The sequence below is a fragment of the Streptomyces sp. NPDC090077 genome (assembly GCF_044747545.1).
Lineage (GTDB): Bacteria > Actinomycetota > Actinomycetes > Streptomycetales > Streptomycetaceae > Streptomyces.
This window is the reverse complement of the sequence record NZ_JBIVEG010000009.1, coordinates 124,942-146,760: the sequence shown is the minus strand read 5'-3', so window position 1 is coordinate 146,760 and position 21,819 is coordinate 124,942. Positions and strand designations below refer to the sequence as shown.

Sequence of the window (21,819 nt, the reverse complement as noted above, 5' to 3'; positions counted from 1 at the left end):
AGCCTAATGCCGGGCCACCCGCCGGTGCGGCGCTGTTCACCCTTCGAGCAGGCGCTGCCCCACGTACTCCCCGGCACCCGGCCCGGGCGGGACCGCGTACAACCCGCTCGACTCGTGCCGGATGAACTCCGACAGGGCGTCGCCGCGGTCGAGCTTGCGCTGGACCGGGACGAACCCGCGCAGCGGGTCGGCCTGCCAGCAGATGAACAGCAGGCCGGCATCGGGGGCGCCGTCGGAGCCGATGCCGTCGTGGAACGAGAAGGGCCGACGGAGCATGGCGGCGCCGCCGTTCTGCGCCGGGGCGGAGATCCGCGCGTGGGCGTTGGACGGGATCACCGGCTTGCCGTCGGGGCCGAGCTTGTCCAGCGCCATCGCGGTCTTCTCGTCGCCGCCGGTCAGCGGCGCACCGGAGGCCTTGGTCCGCCCGATGACCTGCTCCTGCTGGGCGAGGGACTGCTTGTCCCAGTCGTCGAGCAGCATCCGGATCCGGCGGACGACGGCGTAGGAGCCCCCGGCCATCCAGGAGTGCTCGGCGGGTCCGGGACCGGCGTCCGGCACGAAGATCCGCTTGTCGAAGTCGGGGTCCTTGGGCTTGGGGTTCCCGGTGCCGTCGACCTGGCCCATCAGGTTCCGGGCGGTCATGGGCGAGGCGGTGGCGCCGGGGGAACGGTTGAAGCCGTTCATCTGCCACCGCACGCGGGCGGCCTCCCCGGCGTCCTTCTGGACGGCGCGCAGGGCGTGGAAGGCGACGAGCGCGTCGTCGGCGCCGATCTGGACCCACAGGTCGCCGTTGCTGCGCTGGGCGTCGAGCCGGTCCGAGGAGAAGTCGGGCAGCGGATCGAGGGCCACCGGGCGCCGGGCGGTGAGGCCGGTCCGGTCGAAGAAGGAGTGGCCGAAGCCGAAGGTGAGGGTGAGGGAGGAGGGTCCCGCGTCCAGGGCGATCCCGCTGTCGGCAGTGGGCGCGGTCTCACCGGCCATGAGCCGCCGGGCGGTGTCGGACCAGCGGCGCAGCAGTGCGGCGGCCTCCTTGCGCCCGGCGCCCGGGGCCAGGTCGAAGGCGAGGACGTGGCCCTTGGCCTGGAGCGGGTCGGTGATGCCGGCCTGGTGTCCTCCCTGGAAGGCCACCTTCGTGGCGCCGAGGGAGGCGAGGGACCCGGCGGCTCCGGGGGAGCCGGCCGGGGAGCCGGAGACCGCTGACTGCACGAGTGCGCCGCCCGTGGCGCCGAGGGCGAGCCCCGCGGCGCCCGCGGCGCCGACGGTGCCCAGCAGTCGGCGCCGGGAGATCTCGATGTCGGGGTTGCTGCCGGTGCTGTCGGTCACGCTGTTCAGCCGATCTTCACGTTCTTCTGGACGGTCGTCTGGTCGATGTCGGAGGTGCGCACGGTCACGTCGATGCGCCATTCGCCCGCGAGCGGCAGCTGGACCCCGGACGCGGTCCAGTGTCCGGCGGCGGCCCGGTCCGGGGCGAGCGGCAGCGGGCCGATCTCCTTGGCCGGCAGGGTGAAGGAGATCTTGACCTCGGGGAGGTCGAGGGGCTTGCCGTCGGGCCCGTCCGCCCACAGGTGGAGGGTGTTGGCGCCGACCCGGCCGGGGTCGAGCTCCAGCCGCACGTTGCCCTTGCCGTTCTGGCCGCCGGTGTCGAAGGGCAGGGTGATCTTGACCGGTCGGTTGGGCACCGCGGTGGCGGACCCTCCGCCCCGGCCGGCCTCCTGCTCCACCGCACGTCCGGGCTCGGTGCTGGTCAGGACGGTGGTGACGGCCAGCAGCACGACGGCGACGCCGGCCTCGGCGAGCACGGAGCGGCGCAGGCCGGCCCGGCCCGGATCGGCATCGCGGACACGGGTCTCGGCGGCCTTCTCACGGGCCGCGCGCTGCCGGGCGAGCTGGGCCGCCCGCTTCGGGTCGGCGGCGGCACCGGCTTCGGCGTCCCCGTCGGCCACGGCCGATGTTTCACGTGAAACATCGGCTCCCGCGAGCACCTTCGCCGGCTCCGCGGCCCGGACCTCCCCGAGCCGGGCGGTCCACCTCCGTGAGAGGTAGGCGATGGCGATGAGGACGGCGACGAGCGCGACCTTGATGAGCAGCAGCCTGCCGTAGCTGGTGCCGGTGAGGGCGGACCAGCTGCCGACCTGGCGCCAGGACTGGTAGACGCCGGTGACGGCGAGGACCATGACGCTGATGAAGGCGACCCGGGAGAAGCGCCGGACGGCTTCCCGCTCGATGTCCGGCACCTTGCGCAGGGCGACCAGCAGCGCGGTGAGCCCGCCGAGCCAGGCGGCCATGGCCAGCAGGTGCAGGATGTCGGCCGGCATCGCGATCGCCGGCTGGATGCCGGTGGAAGCGTGCTCCGACAGCGCCCAGGTGGCGGCGATGCCGCCGGCCACGACCGTGCCGCCGATGCCGAGACCGAAGGCGAGGTCGCTCGTCTCCTTCTTGTCCTCGGCCCGGTCCCCGGTGCCGTCGGCCTCCGCCGCGTCCACCGCGGACTTCTGACGGCGGGCGTAGGCGCCGAAGAGCACGGCGATGAACAGTGCGGCCGCACCGAGCAGGAGCAGCCGGGAGAGGAAGGAGGCGCCGGTCTTGGTGTCCAGGACGGCCTTGAGCCCGTCGAGGTCGAACGCGTCGGCGAACTTCCCCGACCCCGTGTACGGGGTGCGCAGCGCCAGCATCGCCAGGGTGGCCGCGGTGAGGGTGACCCAGCCGCCCACCACCAGCTTCTGCAGCGGGCGCTCCGCGGAGCCCCGGCGCCAGCACAGCAGGATGAATGCGGCGCCGCCGACGAGGACGGTGAACCCGGCGTAGGCGGCGTAGCGGGCGATGCCGTACGCGATGCCGACCGGGCCGCCGCCCACCTTCTGGTCGGGAAGGGCCACGCTGGTCGCCGAGGGGGTGCCGATGGAGAAGGTGAAGGCCCCGGAGATCGGGTGGCTGTCGGCGGAGACGGCCTGCCAGGCGACGGTGTACGTGCCGTTGGGCAGGCCCGGGTGCAGGGCGGTGCCGTAGCGGATGATCGATCCGCTGCACATGTCCCTCAGCTCGCCGGTGTCGACGCGCTTGCCCTGGGGGTCCATGACGCGGATGGAGTCGTCGCCCATGGCGACCTGCTCCGAGAAGGAGAGGGTGACCTGGGCGGGCGCCGTGGCGACCACCGCCCCGTCCTGGGGGTCGCTCGCCGTGAGTGCCGCGTGTGCCGTGGCCGGGGCGGCCGCGGTGAACAGGGTCGCCAGCAGGGCTGCGAGAACCAGCGCGAGGCGCGGCAGGAGTGCCGCGGCGCGGACGCGGGCCGAAGGAGGAGCGGGGGCGGTGGCCGTCATGGCGTGTCAGTTCCTCGGTCCGTCAGTGGGCGGTGGAGTTCTGCGCGTTGTACGTCCGTTCCTTGACGTCCAGCTCGACCTTGACCGGGTCGGCCTTCTCGAAGCGCAGCTCGATCGTGATCTTGTCGCCGACCTTGGGCGTGCTCTTGAGCCCCATGAACATGATGTGGTTGCCGCCGCGCTCGAGCTTGAGCTCACCGTTGGCGGGCACGTCCATCGACTGGACCTGCTGCATCTTCTGGTCCTTGGTCTCGTGGATCTGCAGATCGTCCGAGAGCGGGCTGGTGGCGGAGAGCAGCTTGTCGGCGGTCTTCGAGTCGTTCTTGATGACCATGAAAGCGCCGGCCATCTTGTCGTTGACCGGCTGGGGCATGAAGGCCCCGCTGACCGTCATCTCCGGCTTGGCCGCATCCTCGGAGGAGCAGCCGGATATGGCGAGCGCTGCCGTCAGGGAGAGGGCGGCGGCGATGGTGCGGGTGGTGCGGGCGTTCACGGGTTCTCTCCCTTGATGATCTTCGGCAGGTCCTTGGTGTAGTCGTCGACGGTCGTGCCCTCGCCGTAGAGGACGTAGCCCTCGTCGGTCTTGGGCGAGAACGCGATGACCTGGGCCCCGTGCATGGAGACGACGGTGCCGTCGGCCTCCTTCTTGGGGGCCTCGATACCGATGCCGAGAGATCGGGCGGCGGCCTGGATGGTGGCGAAGTCCCCGGTCAGTCCGGTGAAGGACGGGTCCTGGGCCCTGAGCCACGCGCCGAGGGAGTCGGGGGTGTCCCGCTCCGGGTCCGTGGTGACGAAGACGACCTGGAGCTTGTCCTGGTCCGCCTTGGGGAGTGCCTTCTTGGCGACGGCGATGTTGCTCATCGTCAGGGGGCACACGTCGGGGCAGTTGGTGTAGCCGAAGTAGATGAGCGTCGGCCGGCCCTTGGTCTGCTCGCGCAGGTTCCACGGCTTGCCGGTGGTGTCCGTGAGGACGAGCTCCGGCTTGTCGAAGGGGCGGTCGAGCACGGTCGCGGATCCGGCCTTCTTCTGGCCCGTGATCTGCGTGACCGAACCGGTGTTCTTGGCCGTCTCTCCGCCACAGGCGGTGAGGGCGAGCGCGGTCGCCACCGCGAGGGCGGCGACCGTCACACGTGTGGTGCGCATGAGGAAATGTCCCTGGGATCGGGGATGGTGCGGATGTCGTGCGTACGACGGTGGAGCGTCGGGCCGGGGCCCGGCGCGTCAGTTGCCGGCGGCGCGGCGGCGCGAGGTGATGCCGAAGGCGACGCCGGCGAGGCCGACGACGATGCCCACGATGCCGAGGGTGCGGGCGGTGGTGTCGGAGGCGCTCTTGGCGGCCTCGTCGTGCCCGCCCTTCTCCTCGCCCTTGTCGTTCTTGTCGCCGCTCTTGGCCCCGTCGGCGGCCGGCTTGGCGGCGGCGCCGTGGTCGTCCCCGCCCTTGGCGGCGGTCAGCTTCAGCACGGGCGCCGGGGTCTGCGGCTCCGGGGCGCCGTCCTTGGGCTCCTCGATCCAGCGGACGACCTCGTTGTTGTCGTACGTCTGGATCGCCTTGAAGACCATCTTGTCGGCGTTCTCGGGGAGCTTGCCGACGGAGACCGGGAACTGCTGGAACTTGCCGGGCTCGATCTTTCCGCCGGTCCAGGTCACCTTGGTGACGACCTCGTTGATCTGCTTGCCGTGCACGGTCAGCGGCTTGTCGAGCTTGGTCTTCTCGACGGTGGACGTCCAGCCGGGGAGCTCCTGCGGCATGACGGACGTGAGCGGCTGGTCGGCCGGGAAGTTGACCTCGATCTGGGTGGTCGAGGCGTTGTCGCGCTCGTTCGGGACCTTGAAGTTGATCGTCGCGTAGCCGCCCTTGGCGGCCTCGTCGGCCGGCTGCACGCTGACGTGCGCGAAGGCGGTGCCGGACAGGGCGAGGACGGAGCCGGCGGCGAGGGCGGCGGCGAGGGCGGCGGCGAGGGAGACGCGAGAGGTCTTCATGACAGGAACACTCCACGGAAGCAGGGGTGGCGTCGGCTCCGCACGCGGGCGCGCGCGGAGGTCGCGGCACCGGTGTTCCCACCGGGTGTTCCGGGGAGTGGGGTGCCGCGTCAGGCTGCGAGGACGAACGGCGCCGTCGGCGGCCCGCGCCGGACCACGGTGTGCTGCAGTGCGTCCCGGCCCGTCGAGGCGGCGGGCGCGGCAGCGCTCCGGCGGGCCCGGGGACCGCGCGCGGGTGCGCCGGGGAGCCCGGCCGTGAGGGCGCGTACGAAGGCCAGCGCGGCGCGCAGCGGACGTACGGGGTCGGCTTCGGCGGTGAGCCGGGACAGCTCGACGAGCCGGAACAGCGCGGCGTCGCCCCGGGCCAGCAGCCAGCCGGCGGCGAGCGCGGCCAGCAGGTGGCCGATCAGCATGGCCGGGGTGAACAGGCCGGTCGCCGGTGCCGCGGCGCCCCCCGCCAGGTGGGCGTGGGCCATGTGGCCCTGAGCGGCGGCCTGGGCGGCCACGGCGGCCGGGTCCAGTCCGGCGGCCTCCAGGATCTGCCGGGCGTCGGACGCGCTCAGCGGCACGGAGTTGCCCCCGCAGACCAGCCGGGCGGCGAGCGCCGCCAGCGAGGCGTCCGCGCCGTCGGCCGGTGCCTGGGCGGCCGCGGCACCGTGCTGGCCGAGGCCGAACAGCGTGTGCAGCCCGAGCTGTCCGACGGCCAGTCCGGCGGCGATGCCGGGCAGCGGCCGACGGCGTCCCGCGAGGGGGGCCGCGACCGCGAAGACGGCGACGAAGGCCAGGGCCAGGGCCCACCACGGCACGGTCGAGCAGGAGGCCACGGCGTGGCCGGCTGCGGACAGCACGACGCAGACCGCGGTGAACACCGCGGCCCGGGTCATCCGGAGACCTGCTCCGGCGCGTGTCGTGTGGGTGGCAGTCATGGCCGGGACATCATCGCACTGCGCTTAGGCCCTGCCTACGGCAGGTGCTGGAGGGACCCTTGGGTTCCGGTCGCCGGCCGGCGACCGGTCCGCACCGGGCCGGCCCGTCGTCGGCCCGCGACCGGCCCGCCGTCGGCCCGCGACCGGCCCCGCCGTCGGCTCCGTACGCCGTACCGGCCGGGCCCCGGCCAGCGGCGGAGCACCCGGTCCGGCCGGGATCCGCCGACGGCCCCGTGCCCCCGCATACACCGCCGCCCCGGAAACGCACATCGGCCGAATGAGGGCCGTGCCGGCCGCCGGGGGCTTACGGCCCGGTGCGGGCGGCAATAGGTACCCGTATGAGCATCTGGTGGTCTCTCCACTTGAGGCGCGAAGCCGCGAGCGTGCCGCTCGCCCGGCGGCTGCTGCTGGGGACGATGGAGACCGCGGGGGTGGACCCGGACATCTGCCACGACCTGTCGGTCGCGCTGAGCGAGGCGTGCGCGAACGCGGTCGAGCACGGCGGCCGCGTCGGCCGGCCCGGCGCGGAGTCCGGCGAAGGCCCCGGCGGGAGCCCCGCCCGCGGCACCCCGGACGGCACCGAGGAGTACCGCGTCACGGCCTATCTGGACGGTGACCGCTGCCGCATCGAGGTGTCCGACTCGGGTCCCGGATTCCCGCCCTCGACGGTGGCCCGCCCCAGATCCGCCGGCTCCTGCCTCGCCGAGAGCGGCCGGGGCCTGCACCTGATCGAGCAGCTCTCCGACCACGTCCGCTTCCGCAACCGGCCGGGCCGCGGTGCCGTGGTGAGCTTCGACAAGATGCTGAAGTGGCGTGACGACGCGCTGCTGAAGGTGTCGTAGGACGACGGTGGGCGGGAACCGCATGCGGTTCCCGCCCACCCGTACGCCCGAGCGCCGGCGTCAGCCCTTCAGCCGCGCCATCCACGCCTCTACCTCGACCGAGGTGCGGGGCAGCCCGGCCGACAGGTTCCGGTTGCCGTCCTCGGTGACGAGGATGTCGTCCTCGATCCGGACGCCGATGCCGCGGTACTCCTCCGGCACGGTCAGGTCGTCGGCCTGGAAGTACAGACCGGGCTCGACCGTCAGGCACATGCCGGGCTCCAGCGTGCCGTCGACGTACGCCTCGGTGCGCGCGGCGGCGCAGTCGTGGACGTCCATGCCGAGCATGTGGCCGGTGCCGTGCAGGGTCCAGCGGCGCTGGAGGCCGAGCTCCAGGACGCGCTCGACCGGGCCCTCCAGCAGCCCCCACTCGACGAGCTTCTCCGCCAGGACGTGCTGCGAGGCGTCGTGGAAGTCGCGGAACTTCGCACCGGGCTTGACGGCGGCGATGCCGGCTTCCTGGGACTCGTACACCGCGTCGTAGATCTTGCGCTGGATGTCGGTGTACGTGCCGTTGATCGGCAGCGTGCGCGTGACGTCGGCGGTGTAGAGGGAGTCGGTCTCCACGCCGGCGTCGAGCAGCAGCAGGTCGCCGGAGCGGACCGCGCCGTCGTTGCGGACCCAGTGCAGGGTGCAGGCGTGGGAGCCGGCCGCGGCGATGGTGCCGTAGCCGACGTCGTTGCCCTCGACGCGGGCGCGCAGGAAGAAGGTGCCCTCGATGTAGCGCTCGGAGGTGGCCTCGGCCCTGTCGAGGACCTTCACCACGTCCTCGAAGCCGCGGACGGTGGAGTCGACGGCCTTCTGCAGCTCGCCGATCTCGAAGGCGTCCTTCACCGCGCGGGCCTCGGAGAGGTAGACGCGCAGCTCCTCGTCGCGCTCCTTGGTCACCTTGTCGGTGAGGGCGGACTCGATGACGGAGTCGTGGGCGCGGACGACGCGCACCGGGCCGGTGGCCTCGGTGAGGGCCTCGGGGAGCTCGCGCACGTCCTTCGCGGGGATGCCCAGGAGCTGCTCGGCCTCGGCGAGGGAGTGCCGGCGGCCGACCCAGAGCTCGCCCTGGCCGGACAGCCAGAACTCGCCGTTCTCGCGGTCGGAGCGGGGCAGCAGGTAGACGGTGGCCTGGTGGCCGGTCTCCCCGGTGGGCTCCAGGACCAGGACGCCGTTCTCCGTCTGGTCGCCGGTGAGGTACGCGTACTCGGTGGAGGCGCGGAAGGGGTACTCGGTGTCGTTCGAGCGGGTCTTCAGGCGGCCCGCCGGGACGACCAGGCGCTCGCCGGGGAAGCGCGCGGACAGCGCGGCGCGGCGGTCGGCGGTGTGGCCGGCCTGGGCGACGGGCTCCAGGCCGTGCAGCTCGGTGTCGGCCCAGCCGGTGCGCATGCTCTCCGCGAGTTCGTCGCTGACGCCCGGGTACAGCCCGTTCTTGCGCTGCTTGTGCTTCTTCTGGGGCTGCTCTTCTTCCGGGGTCTCCGGGGTGAGCTCGTCAGCCACGTCTTCTCCTCAGCTGCTACGACATGCAAGGACCGGGTGCGGACCCCGTCCATCGTATGTGCGAGCGGAAGGCTCCCGGTTCGACTTGTGACATACAAGTCAAACCGGGCACGGGCTTCCGTGCTGCCCCGGGAGGGCGGGCCTCAGTCGAACCGGGCGGCGAGCAGGACGACGTCCTCCGCCTCCCCGGCCGCGCCGGGGCCCGGATCCGCCAGCACCGTCTTCAGGATGTGGTCGCAGATCGCCGCCGGATCCTCCCGCGCGCTCCGGGGGACCCCCGCGGCGGCCGCGTGCAGCCGGGCGTAGGCCCGGTCCATGGGGTCACCGGTACGGCGCAGCAGCCCGTCGGTGTAGAGAAGCACCGTTTCTCCGCGCGCGGGCTCGATCTCCACGCTCGGTGCCTCCCAGCACGCCAGCATCCCGAGCGGGGCGGAGAGCGAGGTCTCCACGTACTCGGTCCGGCGCTCGCCGATCAGCAGCGGCGGGGTGTGCCCCGCGCCGGCCAGGACGATCTTGCGGGCGGCGGGCTCGCAGTACGCGAAGAGGGCGGTCGCCGAGCGCGCGGGCTCGGTCAGGCGCAGCAGCAGCTCCAGGTCGGACAGGACCGCGACGGGGTCCTCCCCCTCCATCACGGCGTACGCGCGCAGCGAGGCACGCAGCCGCCCCATCGCGGCGACGGCGCTCGGGCCGGAGCCGGTGACCGATCCGACGGCCAGGCCCATGGCGCCCTCGGGCAGGGGCAGCGCGTCGTACCAGTCGCCGCCGCCGCGCGGCCCCGTGCGGTGCCGGGCGGCGAGCTGGACCCCGGGGATCCGGGGCAGCCGGCTGGGCAGCAGTTCCTCGGAGATGGTGGCCAGCCGGTCGCGCGAGCGCGTGACCTCGACCATCCGGGCCAGGTGCTCGGCGGCGTGCCGGACGTACAGCCCGGCCAGGTCGCGCTGGCGGTCGCTCGGCTCGGCCTGCTCGTCGTACAGCCAGACGGCGGCGCCGAGCCGGCCGGTGGCGGCGGCCACTGGGAGCGCGTAGCTCGCGGCGTAGCCGAGCCGGGCCGCGACCTCCCGGTGGCGGGGGTCGACGGGGGTTTCGTGTCCGCTCGGGCCGGCGGCCGGTGCCGTGCCCGGCTCGGGCAGGAACTCGGAGCCGCCGTGGGCGTCGGGGAGTCCGTCGAGGATGCGTCCGTACGAGGTGGCGCTGCGCGGCACCGTCTCGATGTGCCCGAGGTCCGCGCGGCCGAGGCCCAGGCCGATGGTGGTGGCGGGGCCCAGGCCGTCGGAGGGCTCCAGGACCACCAGTCCGCGGCGCGCACCGACGAGGGCGGCTCCGGCGCGCAGGAACTCCCGCAGGGAGGAGTCGAGGTCGCCGGCCCGCGCGAGGCGTTCGGTGAGCTCGTGGAGGGTGGTGAGGTCGGAGACCATCCCCGCGAGCCGGTCCTGGATGACGCTGCTCGCCGCGGGCGGCGCGCCCTGGGCGGGGGTGGTCCGGGCGGAGCCGGCGGAAGTCCCCGGCGCGGCCGCGGCCGTGGACGTCACGGAGGTGGAGCCGGGTGCGGGCGCCGCAGTGTGCGCTGACGCGGTAACCGCTGGATCGATTCCAGCCACTTTCGGCAGATGCGGGGCGCTCATGGCGTCCGCCTTTCCACCTGGTGCGATTCGCCATATAGCATCGCAAACCCCCAGATCGTGCTGCGCCGCCATCAATGGATCCACATCTACACGCACACGAGGATCGATGTCCAGCATTGCCCAGGCGGGAATACTGGTGTCCGTGGGACGGCAACTCACTGTCCAGCCGGGGCTAAAACTTGGCCGGAAAAAGCGCCATGCAGACGGTTTTTGCGATCGACTGGGCGGACGCTCCAGGGGCTCCGGGTACGTACTCGATGGTGCCCGGGGTCAGTTGACGCCCTCCCGCGCACCGCCGGGGAACCACCCGGCGCGGGGAGCCGTCCTTAGCGGCGGCAGCCGGTTTCGAGACCGGCGCGGGTCGCCCGGACCGCTCGCTCCGGGTCCCCGCCGGACGTTTGACGGACCCGTAAGAAAACTGCACGAACCGTGTGAACCTGCTTCTGGCGGACAGTGACGCGAAACGTGTACGTGTGGTGAGACACCGGTTACATGGTGTGATGTGGCCCTTCGGCGTTCAACGGAAAGGAACGAGCGCTCATGCGCGAGATCCTCGGAAGGCGTCTCCAGCGGCTCCGCGATCGCTTGAAACTCCCACGGGCAGCCTCCCGCCCGGCCGCGCCGGGCCCGGACGGCGCCGCGGCCGCCTCCCTCCTCGACGGGGCGCTCACCTGCGCCACCGCCTGGAACTGGCCCGTACTCCCGGGCGTCGGCCGGGCCGGCGCCGACGGCGCCCGGTGCGCCTGCCCCGACCCCGACTGCGTGGTGCCCGGCGCGCACCCCTTCGACCCGGGGCTGCTCGCCGCCACCACCGACGTCCGGATGGTGGCCTGGTGGTGGGCCCGGCGCCCCGGCGCCCCGGTGCTGCTGGCCACCGGAGGGAAGGCGCCGTGCGCGGTGAGCCTGCCGGCCGCCGCGGCCGCGCGTGCCGTCGTACGGCTGGAAGCGCAGGGCCTGCGGCTCGGGCCGGTCGTCGCCACCCCCACCCGGTGGTCCCTGATGGTGGCCCCGTACTCGCTCGAGCGACTCGGTGAACTCCTCTACGCCAAGGACCACGTGCCCTCCTCGCTGCGCTTCCACGGCGAGGGCGGCTACCTGCTGCTGCCCCCGTCCACGGCCAGCGGCGGCGGGCAGGTCCGCTGGGAGCGCGAGCCTGACGCCGGGCCCGGCCCCGGCGGCCTGTGGCTGCCGGACGTCGAGGCGGTCGTGGACGCCCTCGTCGAGGCGAGCAGCAGCACGCCGGGCGGCGGCAGCCGGCTCGCCTACTGAAAGCCGGGCGGCGGAGGGCCGCCGCATCACTCGTACGGGTGCCAGCACGACGGGTTTCCAAGGGAATTGGGCGCGGGGATCTCCGTGCCCCATTCCCGCGTCGCTATCTTCGGCGAATGAATCTCCGCCTGATCGGTATCGGCGCCGGTGTGCTGATCATCTTGTCGCTCCCCCTGGCCGGAGCGATCGCCGGGCCGGATTTCGCCGGTCAGGGTGACGGAAAAGGCGGGGGGCTGCTCTCCTCGCTGGGTCTTTCCCACGCTTCCGGTACGCCCGCCGGGGCACGTCCCGCCCCGGCGCCGGCGCAGCCGGGGCCCGCCGAACAGCCGCGGACCGACTCCCGCTGCGGACCCGAACTCTCCGCCCCACAGGGGCTGGAGGCGCAGACGTGCGTCCTGGAGAGCGCGGGACAGACCTGGGGCCGCAGCTACTACCGCAACACCAGCGGGCGCGCGCTGGACGCCGTGCTCACCGTGATGGGGCCGGCCGGCCGGACGGTGCAGATCCGCTGTGCGGTGGCCGCGGGGGACGAGCCGGGACTCTGCGAGACGCCCCGGGGAGATTCGGCGGGTGCGCCGCAGGACTACTCGGCTGTAGCGGAGTTTGCAGTTCCGGATGAGGAAGGGCGACTGCTGCTGCGGTCCGGGAGCAACTCGCCCGGCCCCGGCGTGGGTTGAGCGCCACCGGAAAGACAAGGGCCCGGTCGCTGGCGACGGGGGATGCACCAGCGACCGGGCTACAAGAACGGTAACAAGAGATCGCCTGTTCGCAAATTCGATCTCTGATATTCAGACATCGATTTGCAGGCGATTAGCGGGAGTTGTGACCCCAGTCACCGAACCCGTGCGTGTCCGTCCGTCAGCTGAGCGTGATCTGGCGGTTGGTGAGCCCGCCGCGCGCCCGGCGCTCCTCGGCGGTCAGCGGGGCGTCGGCGGACAGGGCCGCGGCCAGCCGCTCCGCGAACTCGGCGGCGGGCTTCTCCACGTCCTCCGCGGAGACCCCGGTCGGCAGGTCCCAGACCGGGACCACGAGGCCGTGGGCGCGGAAGGAACCGACGAGCTTGGTGCCCTCGCCGAGTGAGGACGTGCCCGCCGCGTGCAGCCGCGCGAGGGCGTCGAGCAGCTTCTCCTCCGGGTGCGGCATGACCCAGCGCAGGTGGTTCTTGTCCGGGGTCTCGCACCAGTAGGCCGCGTCCACGCCCGTCAGCTTGACGGTCGGGATGGCGGCGGCGTTGGCGCGCTCCAGCGAGGCGGCGATCTCCGGGGAGGCGCTCTGGGCGCTCTCCGCCTCCGGAATCCAGAATTCGAAGCCGGTGTGCACAACCGGCTCGAAAACGCCGTCCAGGTCGAGGAGATCCTGGAGTCGGGGACCCTCGGCGGGCACCCGGCGGGCCGGGACCGGAGTGCCGGGCTCGGCGACGAGCGCGCGCTCCAGGGTGTCGGCCATGTCGCGGGCCAGGTCGCCGGTGGTCGAGTCGTTCTGGAGGCCGAGCAGGACCGAGCCGTCCTCGCGGCGCAGGGCCGGCCAGGCCAGGGGGAGTACGGTCACCAGCGTGACGGACGGGACGCCCTCGGGCAGGCCGCCCTTGAGGGTCAGCGGGATGGTGGCCGCGGGCACGAGCTCGCGCAGCGCCACCCAGTCGCACTCGGCCGGCAGTCCCTCGAACGGACGCTGTACGTGCTCGGTCGAGGCGTGCGAGGCGGCCGCGCCGTGGCAGGCCTTGTAGCGGCGCCCGGAACCGCAGGGGCAGGGCTCGCGCGCGCCGACGACCGGGATCTCCCCGTTCTCGAGCTGGGGCTTCGCGGTCTTCGCGGCGGGGCGCTTCTTGGCCATCGTGGGTGTCTCCCGGTTGCGGCGGTACGGCGGTGTCTCTGGGCGCGAGCCTAGCCGTTCGTACCGCCGGAACCGGTGGGGTGCGGCCGGGAGCACGGTCGGCGTGCGCTCCCGGACGGCCGCCTGTGCGGATGGCCGGTGCTACTGGTCGTGCGGTCGGATCCGCTTCACGGATCCAGGTCGTCGAAGGCCGATGCGAAGTCCATCGCCGGGGCTGTGACGCGCGTAGCGAAATCCTCGTGCCGGGACCCCCGGGCGACGATCACCCAGACGGTGACCTCACCCGCCGCTCCGTCCCGGACACCCCAGTCCTGGGCCAGGGCGCTGATGATGTTCAGCCCCCGCCCGCCGTGTGCGGTGACCGAGGGCGTGGCCGGGATCGGGCGGGTGGGGCCGCCGCCGTCCGTGACCTCGACCGTCAGCCGCCCCGCGGTGTCGACGCGCCACGCGGCGCGTATCTCCCCGTCTCCGATCTCGTGCCGGCCCAGCGGCCGGCCGTGGCGGCAGGCGTTGCTGAGCAGTTCGGAAAGGATCAGTACGGCATCGTCCACGACCGATTCGGACAGGCCGCTCATGCGCAGCTGTTCGCGCATCCGGCGCCTTGCCTCGCCCACGCCCGCAGGACCATGGCGTATGTCCATGCACGACGACGTGGGCACTTCCTGTGCCATCACCAACGCCACCCCCGGAACCTCCTTAGCCCCACGCCATGGTCTGGATGCCCCAATGGCCTGGACCGGAAACCGCCGTGACGAGGCCCTCTGACGTCGTTCTGACGCATTCATGACCGTCGGATGCGGAGCGGATGCGCCGGTGCACTCCCTGTCACGCACGGGGCGTGCGTGACAGGTGGGCAAAAGGGGACGTCAGCGGCCGAGTTGTGACAGAACCTGACGTGGCCTGTTCGTGATGATCGCTTCTACACCCAGATCAGCGCATAGCTGAACATCTTCGGGAGCGTTCACCGTCCATACGTGCACGGAATGTCCGGCGGCCTGGAGCTTGCGGATGAAGCCGGGGTGGTTGCGCACGATCCGCATCGCGGGTCCGGCGATCCGGACCCCCGCGGGCAGGCGTCCGTCCCGCATCCGGGGGGAGATGAACTGCATCAGGTACACGGTGGGCACCGTCGGCGCCGCCGCCCGGACCCGGTGCAGGGAGCGGGCGGAGAAGCTCATGACCCGGACCGGGTGCGGGCCGCCGGCGGGCGGGGCGTCCAGTCCGAAGCGCTTGAGGAGGAAGAGGAGGCGCTCCTCCACCTGTCCGGCCCATCGGGTGGGATGTTTCGTCTCGATCGCGAGCTGGACGGGCCGGCCGGCGTCGGACACCAGCTCCAGCAGCCGTTCCAGGGTCAGCACGGAGGTGCGCTCGGGGTCCGCGTCCCAGTCGGGTGACTCCTCGCGGTCCTTCCACGAGCCGAAGTCGAGGGCGGCGAGCTCGGCGAGCTCCAGGGCGGAGACAGCGCCGCGGCCGTTCGAGGTGCGGTTCACGCGGCGGTCGTGGACCAGGACCAGGTGTCCGTCGGCGGTCAGCCGGATGTCGCATTCGAGGGCGTCGGCGCCGTCCTCGATGGCTTTCCGGTACGCGGCCAGGGTGTGCTCGGGGGCGTCCTCCGAGGCGCCGCGGTGGGCGACGACCTGGATGGGGCGCGGCGATGCGTGGGTCACCCGGTCATGGTGCCACCGAGGGGGCCCAACGTGCCGGGGTGAGTCCCGGGAGGGTGTCCTATATGTCGGATATAAAGGATGGAAGGAGATGCACAGGTCCGGCTTACAGTGCCCTGACGGGTCATGGGAAAGGCTTCGTCCTGGAACTTGTACGGCACCTCGAACGTTCAGTCGGACCGATGCCAGGTGGGTGTCGGGCCGGTTTCGCCTGATATGCCCAGTACCTGAGACGCCCAGAGCCTGTGCAGCCGTGTAAGCCTGTAAGCGTGTGTGACGAGGAGAGAGCGCTGTGAGCACCGAGAACGAGGGCACCGCGGCCCCGACACCCCCCGCGGCCCCGTCCGTACCCCCCGCGCCGGCCGCCTCCACCCCCGACCTGACGAAGGCGCCCGCCGCTCCGGCCGAGCCCGCCGCCGCCTTCCCCGGGCCCGCCCCGGTGCAGGAGGCCGCGCCCGGCGTGTCCGAGACCCCGGCCGGTCCGGCTCCGGTCCCGGCGTCCGCCCCGGCCGCGGAGCACACCCAGCAGCTGCCGCCCACCCCGGCCGCGCCGCCTTCCGTGCCCCCGGCCGACGGCTACGGGCAGGCCCAGGCGCCGGCCCCCGGAGCGCAGCCTGCGTACGGCGCCGAGGCCTGGCCCCCGCCGCCGCCCACGGTTCCCGCGTACGGCGGCCAGGGCGGCCACGGCGGTGGCGGCTGGGGCGCCCCCCTCACCTCCGACGGCACCCCGCCGGCCAAGCCGAAGGGCAAGGGCGGCCTGGTCGCTGCCGTCCTGGTGGCGGCCCTGCTCGCGGGCGGCGTCGGCGGCGGCGTCGGCTACTGGGCGGCGGAGCGCAACAACGGCGGCGGCTTCGGCTCCACCACCATCACCGCGGGCAACACCCCCAAGGACCTCAAGCGCGACGCCGGCTCCGTCGCCGGCCTCGCCGCGACCGCCCTGCCCAGCGTCGTCACCATCGAGGCCTCGGCCGGGGACGGCGAGGGCGGCACCGGCACCGGCTTCGTGTACGACCAAGAGGGCCACATCCTCACCAACAACCACGTGGTGGCCTCCGCCGCGAACGGCGGCAAGCTCTCCGCGACCTTCTCCGACGGCAAGAGGTACGAGGCCGAGGTACTGGGCCGGGCCCAGGGCTACGACGTCGCCGTGATCAAGCTGAAGAACCCGCCCGCGGGTCTCAAGCCGCTGCCGCTGGGCGACTCCGACAAGGTCGCGGTCGGCGACCCGACCATCGCGATCGGCGCCCCCTTCGGCCTGTCCAACACGGTCACCACCGGCATCGTCAGTGCCAAGAACCGTCCGGTGGCCTCCGGTGACGGCTCCGGCGGCAAGAACTCGTACATGAGCGCCCTGCAGACGGACGCCTCCATCAACCCGGGCAACTCCGGCGGCCCGCTGCTCGACGGCCGCGGGGCGGTCATCGGCATCAACTCCGCCATCCAGTCCGCGGGCGGGGGCGGCGGCTTCGGCGGCGGGCAGGCCGGCTCCATCGGCCTCGGCTTCGCCATCCCGATCAACCAGGCCAAGAACGTCGCGGAGTCCCTGATCAAGACGGGCAAGCCGGTCTACCCGGTGATCTCCGTCTCCGTGGACCTCCAGGCCAAGACGAACGGCGCCAAGATCTCCGAGCAGGGAGCACCCGCCAACGAGCTGGTCGACCCCAACGGCCCGGCCGGGAAGGCCGGCCTCAAGCCCGGCGACATCATCACCGAGTTCGGCGGCAAGCAGGTCGACAGCGGTCCGACACTGATCAGCCTGATCTGGACGTACAAGCCCGGGGACACGGTGAAGCTGACCTACCTGCGGGCGGGCAAGCCGACCACGGTCGACATCACGCTCGGCTCGCGCGTCGGCGACAAGTAGCGGCGAACAGCCGCTCGACAGTGGCTTGATGGGAGGGGCCGTGGGCGGGATTCCGCCTACGGCCCCTCCCAACATCTGCTTATGCTTCGCTCGTGTTCGATTCACGGCACATACGGACATTCCATGAAGTGGTCGTGGCGGGCTCGTACTCGGCGGCCGCACGCGCCCTGGGCTACACCCAGCCCGCGATCACCCAGCAGATGAAGGCGCTCGAACGCGCCGTCGGCACCCCGCTGTTCACCCGTGTCGGCCGGCGCATGAAGCTGACCGAGGCCGGTGAGTCCCTGGCCAGGCATGCCGAGTCCATCCTGGGGAGCCTCTCCGCCGCAGAGGCCCAGCTGAAGGCCTACACGAGGCTCCGTACCGGCCGCGTGCGGGTCTGCGGATTCCCCAGCGCCAACGTCACGCTCGTCCCCGAGGCCCTCAGCGGCCTGGCCAAGGACCATCCCGGCATCCAGGTCGAGCTGCTGGAGGGAGAGCCGCCGGAGTCCCTGCGCAGGCTGCAGCGCGGCGAGTGCGACATCACCCTCGCCTTCACCTACCCGGGCCTGCACGAGGACATACCGGAGGAAGTGGCCGAGGTCAGGCTGCTGGAGGACCAGCTCACGGTGCTGCTGCCGACCGGCCATCCGCTGGCCCGGCGCCGGGCCGTGCACCTCGCCGACCTCGCCGAGGAGCGGTGGATCGCGGGCTGTCCGCGCTGCCGGGCGAACCTGCTGCACGAGTGCGCGGAACTGGGCTTCGTACCCGACATCCGCTTCGCGACCGATGACAACCTGGTGGTGCAGAGCCTGGTCGCGCAGGGGCTGGGCGTGGCGATGATGCCCGCGCTGGTGCTGCCGTCGCTGTCCCTCAGCCGGGTCTGCGGGCGGGTGCTGGAGCCCGCGGCCCGCCGTCACATCGCCGCGTACGTCTACCGGGACCACCTGCGGATCCCGGCGACCGCGGTGGTACTGGACGAGTTGAAGAAGGCCGCGTCCAACCGCGTCGGCTGCTGATCCGGCTGATCCCCGCTTCCCCCGATCCATAAGCTCTGCTTGGGATTTCAGGTCACAACTGTCGTTGGACGTGATGGATGCGCCGACGGACGCTGCTTGCATGACCACCACCACGCCGGCCCGTACGACCACGAGGATGGCCGCCCTCGTCAGCGAGATCCGCAGCGTCGTGGACCGGGGCCTGGCCCCCGACCTGACCTCCTACCTGGTCGGTGAACGGCTCGCCCCGCACCTGGGCGCGGCCGACCTGCTGACCGCGGAGCAGCAGGAGGGCGACCCGGAGCACTACCGGCAGCACATCCTGCACGCGGAGCCCGACGGCAGCTTCTCCGTCGTGGCCCTGGTCTGGATGCCCGGTCAGGAGACCTGTATCCACGACCACGTCTCGTGGTGCGTGGCCGGGGTGCACCAGGGCGAGGAGAGCGAGCGACGCTACCGGCTCGCTCCCGGCGCGGGTGCCGCCCGGCTGGTGGCCACCGAGGACGTGGTCAACGCCCAGGGCGAGGTCTGCGGGTTCGCACCGCCCGGGGACATCCACAAGGTCCGCAACTCCTGTACCGGCAAGGCGATATCGGTCCACGTCTACGGGGCCGACGTCTCCCGCCTGGGCAGCAGCATCCGCCGCGTCTACACGCTCCCCGTCGACTGATGGCACTCCTCCACCGCCCCCGGAGCGAGGCGGTCCGCCATGTTTCACGTGAAACACCCCCCTCCTGGCCCGGGTTGGGGATGGCCGCGGCCGGCGCGCTGGTGGCATGGGGCGTGCACCGGCTGGTACCCGGCATCCCGATGCTGACCGCCTCGGTGGTGCTCGGGATCGCGGTGGCCCACCTTCCCGGCGTACGGAACGTCGTGCGCGGACCGGCCCGCCCGGGCCTGTCGCTGGCCGGGCGGCGGCTGATGCGCATCGGCATCGTCCTGCTGGGGCTCGGCCTCGGGCTGGACCAGGTGCTCCGGCTGGGCTGGGCGACAGTGGCGATGGTGTGCGCCGTGGTCGCGGCCACCTTCTTCGGCACGGTCTGGCTGGGCCGGCGCCTCGGGCTCCCGGGGGACCAGCCCCTGCTGATCGCCACCGGATACTCGATCTGCGGAGCCTCGGCCATCGGCGCGGTGAGCGAGGTCTCCGGCAGCGACGAGGAGGACGTGGCCGCCTCGGTGGCGTTGGTGACCCTGTGCGGGACGCTGGCCATCGCGGTGCTCCCTCTCCTCCAGGGCCCGTTGGGGCTCTCGGACCCGGCCTTCGGGCGGTGGGTGGGGGCGAGCGTCCACGACGTGGGCCAGGTGGTGGCGACCGCCCAGACCGCGGGCCCGGGGGCGCTCGGCGAGGCGGTGCTGGTCAAGCTCATGCGGGTGGCCCTGCTGGCCCCCCTGGTGGCGGCGGTGGCGTTCTCGATGCGGGCCCGGCGGCGCGGCGTACGCACCTCCTCGGGACGGCGTCCGGCTCCGGTGCCGCTGTTCGTCGCCGGGTTCCTGGCAGCGGCCGCCCTGCGCGCCACCGGTCTGCTGCCCGGGGCGGCACTGGACTGGGCGCACACGGCGCAGGAGGCCCTGCTGGCGGCGGCCCTGTTCGGGCTGGGCAGCGCGGTCCACCTGCCGACCCTGGCCCGTACCGGCGGCCGCGCCGCACTGCTGGGGCTCGGGGCCTGGGTGGTGGTGGCGGGGGTCTCCTTCGCGGGCGTCCTCGTGACCACATGACCGTGGAAACCAAGGCGAGTTGGCCATTTCCTGGCCGGAACCGACCGAACGTCCGGACTGCCCCCTGACATCTCCGGGCCCCCGTGCGACCCTGCCCCCGCAAGCCGAACAGCCGATCCGCACCGACAGCTCTTCACCCCCACCCCTGCCCGGGTCGCTCCGGCACGGGCACGGCAGAAGGAGTCCTGCGTGAATCGTCATCGCACGGCGGCATCCGTCCTCCTGGCCGCGGGCGCCCTGCTCGCGGGGGCCCTGACGGCGGCCTCCCCCTCGGCGGCGGCCGAGTCGCCCTCCTCGTTCCGGCCGGGGCAGACCCCCGGCTTCTGGACCTCCGAGCGGATGCGCCAGGCCACCCCGCTGGACCTGGAGGCGACCCCGGGCGGAGCGCGTACGGCGCCCGCGAAGACGGCCCTCCCCACCCGGGTGCCCCCGACCTCCCCCGCGTCCGTCATGGCGTTCCCGCAGGCCGGCGGTGCCTGGACGGGCGGCGGGGCGGTGGTGAGGACCTCGGGCCGGGTGTTCTTCACCTTCCAGGGCCGCACGGCCTCCTGCTCGGGCGACTCGGTCACCAGCCAGAACGGCAGCACCGTCATCACGGCCGGCCACTGCGTGAAGTACCAGGGCGCCTGGCACACCAACTGGATCTTCGTGCCGGCCTACGACAACGGCAACGCCCCGTACGGCCAGTGGTCGGCGGTCAAGACCTTCGCCACCGACCAGTGGGCGGCGAGCGAGGACATGAACATGGACGTGGGTCTCGCCGTCGTCGCCCCGCTGAACGGTCAGAAGCTCAGCCAGGTCGTCGGCGCCCAGGGCCTCCTGTTCAACGGCGGCTACAACAAGCGGATGTACTCCTTCGGCTTCCCCGCGGCGGCTCCGTACGACGGCACCAAGCTCGTCTACTGCAGCGCCAACACGGGCAAGGACTTCCTGCTGACCAAGGACCACAGCATGGCCTGCAACATGACGGGCGGCTCCAGCGGCGGCCCCTGGTTCCAGGACTTCAACGAGTCCACGGGCCTCGGTACCCAGGTCTCGGTGAACAGCTTCGGCTACAACTTCCTACCCAACACGATGTTCGGCCCCTACTTCGGCAACGAGGCCAAGGCGGCCTACGACAAGGCCCAGACCTCCTGACCGGGCCGAGGCCAACTCCAGCCCCACCCGCCCCCACATCCCGGTACTCTGTACCGGCCAGGTGGGTTGCCCGAGCGGCCTAAGGGAACGGTCTTGAAAACCGTCGTGGCAGCGATGTCACCGTGGGTTCAAATCCCACACCCACCGCCACAGGTCAGAGAAGCTGCTGATCGGAAGGGGTGCCCCGAACACGGGGCGCCCCTTCCTTATGGGCCCTGTCTCACCCTGCGCCGCCCCTGCACCGCTTTGGACCATTGCCTATGGACCAGGTGTGGACCACGGTCCACGGTCTACATGTCACTGACCTGGACTTGCGCGGGCATGCGAAAGGGGCGCCCGCATCGGGGCGCCCCTTGTGTCGGCTGCTGCCACTGTCTCCCGACGGTTTGAGCGGTGCAGCTGTTACATGTCGATTGCGTCGGCCTTGTCGTTCCAGGTGCCACTCTGGCCACCGTGGTTGTACCCGATGCTGGTCAGGTTGTGGCAGTTTGTGGCCCCAATGGACAGGGTGGGGTCCACCATGAAGTCTCGGAAGTCGATCAGGGTCGCCCCCGAAGTCGGCCGAGCCACGCAGACCGAGGTGGCCTTGTCGCGGAAGCCGCCGCGATCGTTGTCTGCGAGATTCTTGTGGCCGCTGGCACTCCACTGAAGCTTGCGACCCGTGTAGTTGATGTCCTCCCAAAGGCAGACCCACCCGTACCCGCAGTCGGGTATCGCCATCGCCGAGGCCGCGGCCTCCTGGGCCGCCTTGGCGCCGAGCACCTTGCGTGCTTCTTCCGTCGCCTTCTTGGCGACCGCGGCGTTGTCCTTGACCAGGCCGGCGTCCGCTTCGGCCTGGTTGTCGAAACACTTGACTTCGAGGTTCAGCGTCTCAGCGCAGACCTGAGCCCCCTGCCACCCCTCGTTAAGGTTGATGCGCTTGCCCTTGTATGTGGCGAAGATCGGCTTGGGCGTCTGCGCATCCTTGCGAGCCTGTTCAGCGGCGGGGCTCAGAGCCCCGGCCGAGGGTGCTACCGACGTCGGCGCAGGCGTCGTGGCACTGGCTGTCGACGAGGTGATGATGATGGCACCCAGAGCGGCACCTGTAGCAATAGCGACACGCAGTGAACGCATCGGCCCTCCCCCTGATTGTCCGCCCGTTGGCGGTT

At 72.2% G+C, this 21,819-nt stretch carries 20 protein-coding genes and 1 tRNA gene; 9 read left to right on the top strand and 12 right to left on the bottom strand.

What is annotated here, in order from left to right:
• Positions 1 to 36 precede the first annotated feature (36 nt).
• The 6 genes from efeB to ACIPW5_RS17670 all read right to left on the bottom strand — a co-directional run bounded on the left by efeB (position 37) and on the right by ACIPW5_RS17670 (position 6,220).
• Positions 37 to 1,320, bottom strand: coding sequence for an iron uptake transporter deferrochelatase/peroxidase subunit (gene efeB, locus ACIPW5_RS17695; RefSeq protein WP_401245591.1), 1,284 nt, complete (start codon positions 1,318 to 1,320; stop codon positions 37 to 39).
• A gap of 5 nt (positions 1,321 to 1,325) precedes the next feature.
• Positions 1,326 to 3,314, bottom strand: coding sequence for a copper resistance protein CopC (locus ACIPW5_RS17690; protein ID WP_401245589.1), 1,989 nt, complete (start codon positions 3,312 to 3,314; stop codon positions 1,326 to 1,328).
• Positions 3,315 to 3,336: 22 nt separating this feature from the next.
• Entirely contained in the window at positions 3,337 to 3,807 is a 471-nt protein-coding gene (locus tag ACIPW5_RS17685; protein ID WP_401245587.1) for a copper chaperone PCu(A)C, read from the bottom strand.
• Positions 3,804 to 4,457 carry an SCO family protein gene (locus ACIPW5_RS17680; protein WP_401245585.1) on the bottom strand — a complete coding sequence of 218 codons (654 nt, stop codon included), beginning with the start codon at positions 4,455 to 4,457 and terminating at the stop codon, positions 3,804 to 3,806. The genes ACIPW5_RS17685 and ACIPW5_RS17680 overlap by 4 nt, the downstream gene beginning before the upstream one ends.
• A gap of 78 nt (positions 4,458 to 4,535) precedes the next feature.
• Positions 4,536 to 5,294 (bottom strand): YcnI family protein, encoded by a 759-nt coding sequence (locus tag ACIPW5_RS17675; protein ID WP_401245583.1) that lies wholly within the window; start codon positions 5,292 to 5,294, stop codon positions 4,536 to 4,538.
• A 110-nt stretch (positions 5,295 to 5,404) separates the two neighbouring features.
• A complete protein-coding gene (locus ACIPW5_RS17670; protein ID WP_401245581.1) occupies positions 5,405 to 6,220 on the bottom strand; it encodes a hypothetical protein in 816 nt (271 codons plus the stop codon).
• A 338-nt stretch (positions 6,221 to 6,558) separates the two neighbouring features.
• On the opposite strand from ACIPW5_RS17670, the gene ACIPW5_RS17665 reads away from it, so the two are divergent.
• Positions 6,559 to 7,062 carry an ATP-binding protein gene (locus tag ACIPW5_RS17665; RefSeq protein ID WP_401245580.1) on the top strand — a complete coding sequence of 168 codons (504 nt, stop codon included), beginning with the start codon at positions 6,559 to 6,561 and terminating at the stop codon, positions 7,060 to 7,062.
• Between the two features lie 60 nt (positions 7,063 to 7,122).
• Here the strand turns inward: ACIPW5_RS17665 and ACIPW5_RS17660 are convergent, their stop codons facing one another.
• On the bottom strand, positions 7,123 to 8,589 hold the full coding sequence (locus ACIPW5_RS17660; protein ID WP_401245578.1) for an aminopeptidase P family protein: 1,467 nt from the start codon (positions 8,587 to 8,589) through the stop codon (positions 7,123 to 7,125).
• Between the two features lie 143 nt (positions 8,590 to 8,732).
• Positions 8,733 to 10,328, bottom strand: a complete 1,596-nt coding sequence (locus tag ACIPW5_RS17655) for a PP2C family protein-serine/threonine phosphatase (RefSeq protein WP_401245576.1) — start codon at positions 10,326 to 10,328, stop codon at positions 8,733 to 8,735.
• A 423-nt stretch (positions 10,329 to 10,751) separates the two neighbouring features.
• On the opposite strand from ACIPW5_RS17655, the gene ACIPW5_RS17650 reads away from it, so the two are divergent.
• Positions 10,752 to 11,480, top strand: coding sequence for a bifunctional DNA primase/polymerase (locus tag ACIPW5_RS17650; RefSeq protein WP_401245574.1), 729 nt, complete (start codon positions 10,752 to 10,754; stop codon positions 11,478 to 11,480).
• 116 nt (positions 11,481 to 11,596) lie between these two features.
• Positions 11,597 to 12,157 carry a hypothetical protein gene (locus tag ACIPW5_RS17645; RefSeq protein WP_401245573.1) on the top strand — a complete coding sequence of 187 codons (561 nt, stop codon included), beginning with the start codon at positions 11,597 to 11,599 and terminating at the stop codon, positions 12,155 to 12,157.
• 181 nt (positions 12,158 to 12,338) lie between these two features.
• Here ACIPW5_RS17645 and ACIPW5_RS17640 read toward each other — a convergent pair whose 3' ends face one another.
• The 3 genes from ACIPW5_RS17640 to ACIPW5_RS17630 form a co-directional block, all read right to left on the bottom strand.
• Positions 12,339 to 13,313 (bottom strand): DUF5926 family protein, encoded by a 975-nt coding sequence (locus ACIPW5_RS17640; RefSeq protein WP_401245572.1) that lies wholly within the window; start codon positions 13,311 to 13,313, stop codon positions 12,339 to 12,341.
• Positions 13,314 to 13,480: 167 nt separating this feature from the next.
• Positions 13,481 to 14,098 carry an ATP-binding protein gene (locus ACIPW5_RS17635; protein WP_401245811.1) on the bottom strand — a complete coding sequence of 206 codons (618 nt, stop codon included), beginning with the start codon at positions 14,096 to 14,098 and terminating at the stop codon, positions 13,481 to 13,483.
• Positions 14,099 to 14,179: 81 nt separating this feature from the next.
• Positions 14,180 to 14,980: a glycerophosphodiester phosphodiesterase gene (locus ACIPW5_RS17630; protein WP_401245570.1), complete on the bottom strand. Its 801-nt coding sequence runs from the start codon at positions 14,978 to 14,980 to the stop codon at positions 14,180 to 14,182.
• A gap of 289 nt (positions 14,981 to 15,269) precedes the next feature.
• Between ACIPW5_RS17630 and ACIPW5_RS17625 the strand changes: the two genes are divergently transcribed.
• From ACIPW5_RS17625 to ACIPW5_RS17600, 6 genes are all read left to right on the top strand, one after another.
• Positions 15,270 to 16,841, top strand: a complete 1,572-nt coding sequence (locus ACIPW5_RS17625) for a S1C family serine protease (protein WP_401245568.1) — start codon at positions 15,270 to 15,272, stop codon at positions 16,839 to 16,841.
• A gap of 92 nt (positions 16,842 to 16,933) precedes the next feature.
• Positions 16,934 to 17,839 carry a LysR family transcriptional regulator gene (locus tag ACIPW5_RS17620; protein WP_401245566.1) on the top strand — a complete coding sequence of 302 codons (906 nt, stop codon included), beginning with the start codon at positions 16,934 to 16,936 and terminating at the stop codon, positions 17,837 to 17,839.
• 100 nt (positions 17,840 to 17,939) lie between these two features.
• Positions 17,940 to 18,488, top strand: a complete 549-nt coding sequence (locus ACIPW5_RS17615; protein ID WP_401245564.1) for a cysteine dioxygenase — start codon at positions 17,940 to 17,942, stop codon at positions 18,486 to 18,488.
• A complete protein-coding gene (locus tag ACIPW5_RS17610) occupies positions 18,488 to 19,534 on the top strand; it encodes a YeiH family protein (protein WP_401245562.1) in 1,047 nt (348 codons plus the stop codon). Before ACIPW5_RS17615 ends, ACIPW5_RS17610 begins: the two co-directional genes overlap by 1 nt.
• A gap of 189 nt (positions 19,535 to 19,723) precedes the next feature.
• On the top strand, positions 19,724 to 20,671 hold the full coding sequence (locus ACIPW5_RS17605) for a trypsin-like serine peptidase (protein ID WP_401245560.1): 948 nt from the start codon (positions 19,724 to 19,726) through the stop codon (positions 20,669 to 20,671).
• Positions 20,672 to 20,731: 60 nt separating this feature from the next.
• A tRNA-Ser gene (locus tag ACIPW5_RS17600) sits at positions 20,732 to 20,821 on the top strand.
• Between the two features lie 252 nt (positions 20,822 to 21,073).
• Here the strand turns inward: ACIPW5_RS17600 and ACIPW5_RS17595 are convergent.
• Positions 21,074 to 21,784 carry a peptidase inhibitor family I36 protein gene (locus tag ACIPW5_RS17595; RefSeq protein ID WP_401245558.1) on the bottom strand — a complete coding sequence of 237 codons (711 nt, stop codon included), beginning with the start codon at positions 21,782 to 21,784 and terminating at the stop codon, positions 21,074 to 21,076.
• Positions 21,785 to 21,819: the final 35 nt, after the last annotated feature.

What these genes read in the sequence shown, in the direction of transcription:
- ACIPW5_RS17610 (WP_401245562.1), top strand. Translation starts at nt 18,488, where the DNA reads ATGGCACTCCTCCACCGCCCCCGGAGCGAGGCGGTCCGCCATGTTTCA.
- ACIPW5_RS17655 (WP_401245576.1), bottom strand. Translation starts at nt 10,328, where the DNA reads ATGCTGGACATCGATCCTCGTGTGCGTGTAGATGTGGATCCATTGATG.
- ACIPW5_RS17615 (WP_401245564.1), top strand. Translation starts at nt 17,940, where the DNA reads ATGACCACCACCACGCCGGCCCGTACGACCACGAGGATGGCCGCCCTC.
- ACIPW5_RS17635 (WP_401245811.1), bottom strand. Translation starts at nt 14,098, where the DNA reads ATGAATGCGTCAGAACGACGTCAGAGGGCCTCGTCACGGCGGTTTCCG.
- ACIPW5_RS17670 (WP_401245581.1), bottom strand. Translation starts at nt 6,220, where the DNA reads ATGACTGCCACCCACACGACACGCGCCGGAGCAGGTCTCCGGATGACC.
- ACIPW5_RS17650 (WP_401245574.1), top strand. Translation starts at nt 10,752, where the DNA reads ATGCGCGAGATCCTCGGAAGGCGTCTCCAGCGGCTCCGCGATCGCTTG.
- ACIPW5_RS17645 (WP_401245573.1), top strand. Translation starts at nt 11,597, where the DNA reads ATGAATCTCCGCCTGATCGGTATCGGCGCCGGTGTGCTGATCATCTTG.
- ACIPW5_RS17690 (WP_401245589.1), bottom strand. Translation starts at nt 3,314, where the DNA reads ATGACGGCCACCGCCCCCGCTCCTCCTTCGGCCCGCGTCCGCGCCGCG.
- ACIPW5_RS17665 (WP_401245580.1), top strand. Translation starts at nt 6,559, where the DNA reads ATGAGCATCTGGTGGTCTCTCCACTTGAGGCGCGAAGCCGCGAGCGTG.
- ACIPW5_RS17640 (WP_401245572.1), bottom strand. Translation starts at nt 13,313, where the DNA reads ATGGCCAAGAAGCGCCCCGCCGCGAAGACCGCGAAGCCCCAGCTCGAG.
- ACIPW5_RS17675 (WP_401245583.1), bottom strand. Translation starts at nt 5,294, where the DNA reads ATGAAGACCTCTCGCGTCTCCCTCGCCGCCGCCCTCGCCGCCGCCCTC.
- ACIPW5_RS17595 (WP_401245558.1), bottom strand. Translation starts at nt 21,784, where the DNA reads ATGCGTTCACTGCGTGTCGCTATTGCTACAGGTGCCGCTCTGGGTGCC.
- ACIPW5_RS17680 (WP_401245585.1), bottom strand. Translation starts at nt 4,457, where the DNA reads ATGCGCACCACACGTGTGACGGTCGCCGCCCTCGCGGTGGCGACCGCG.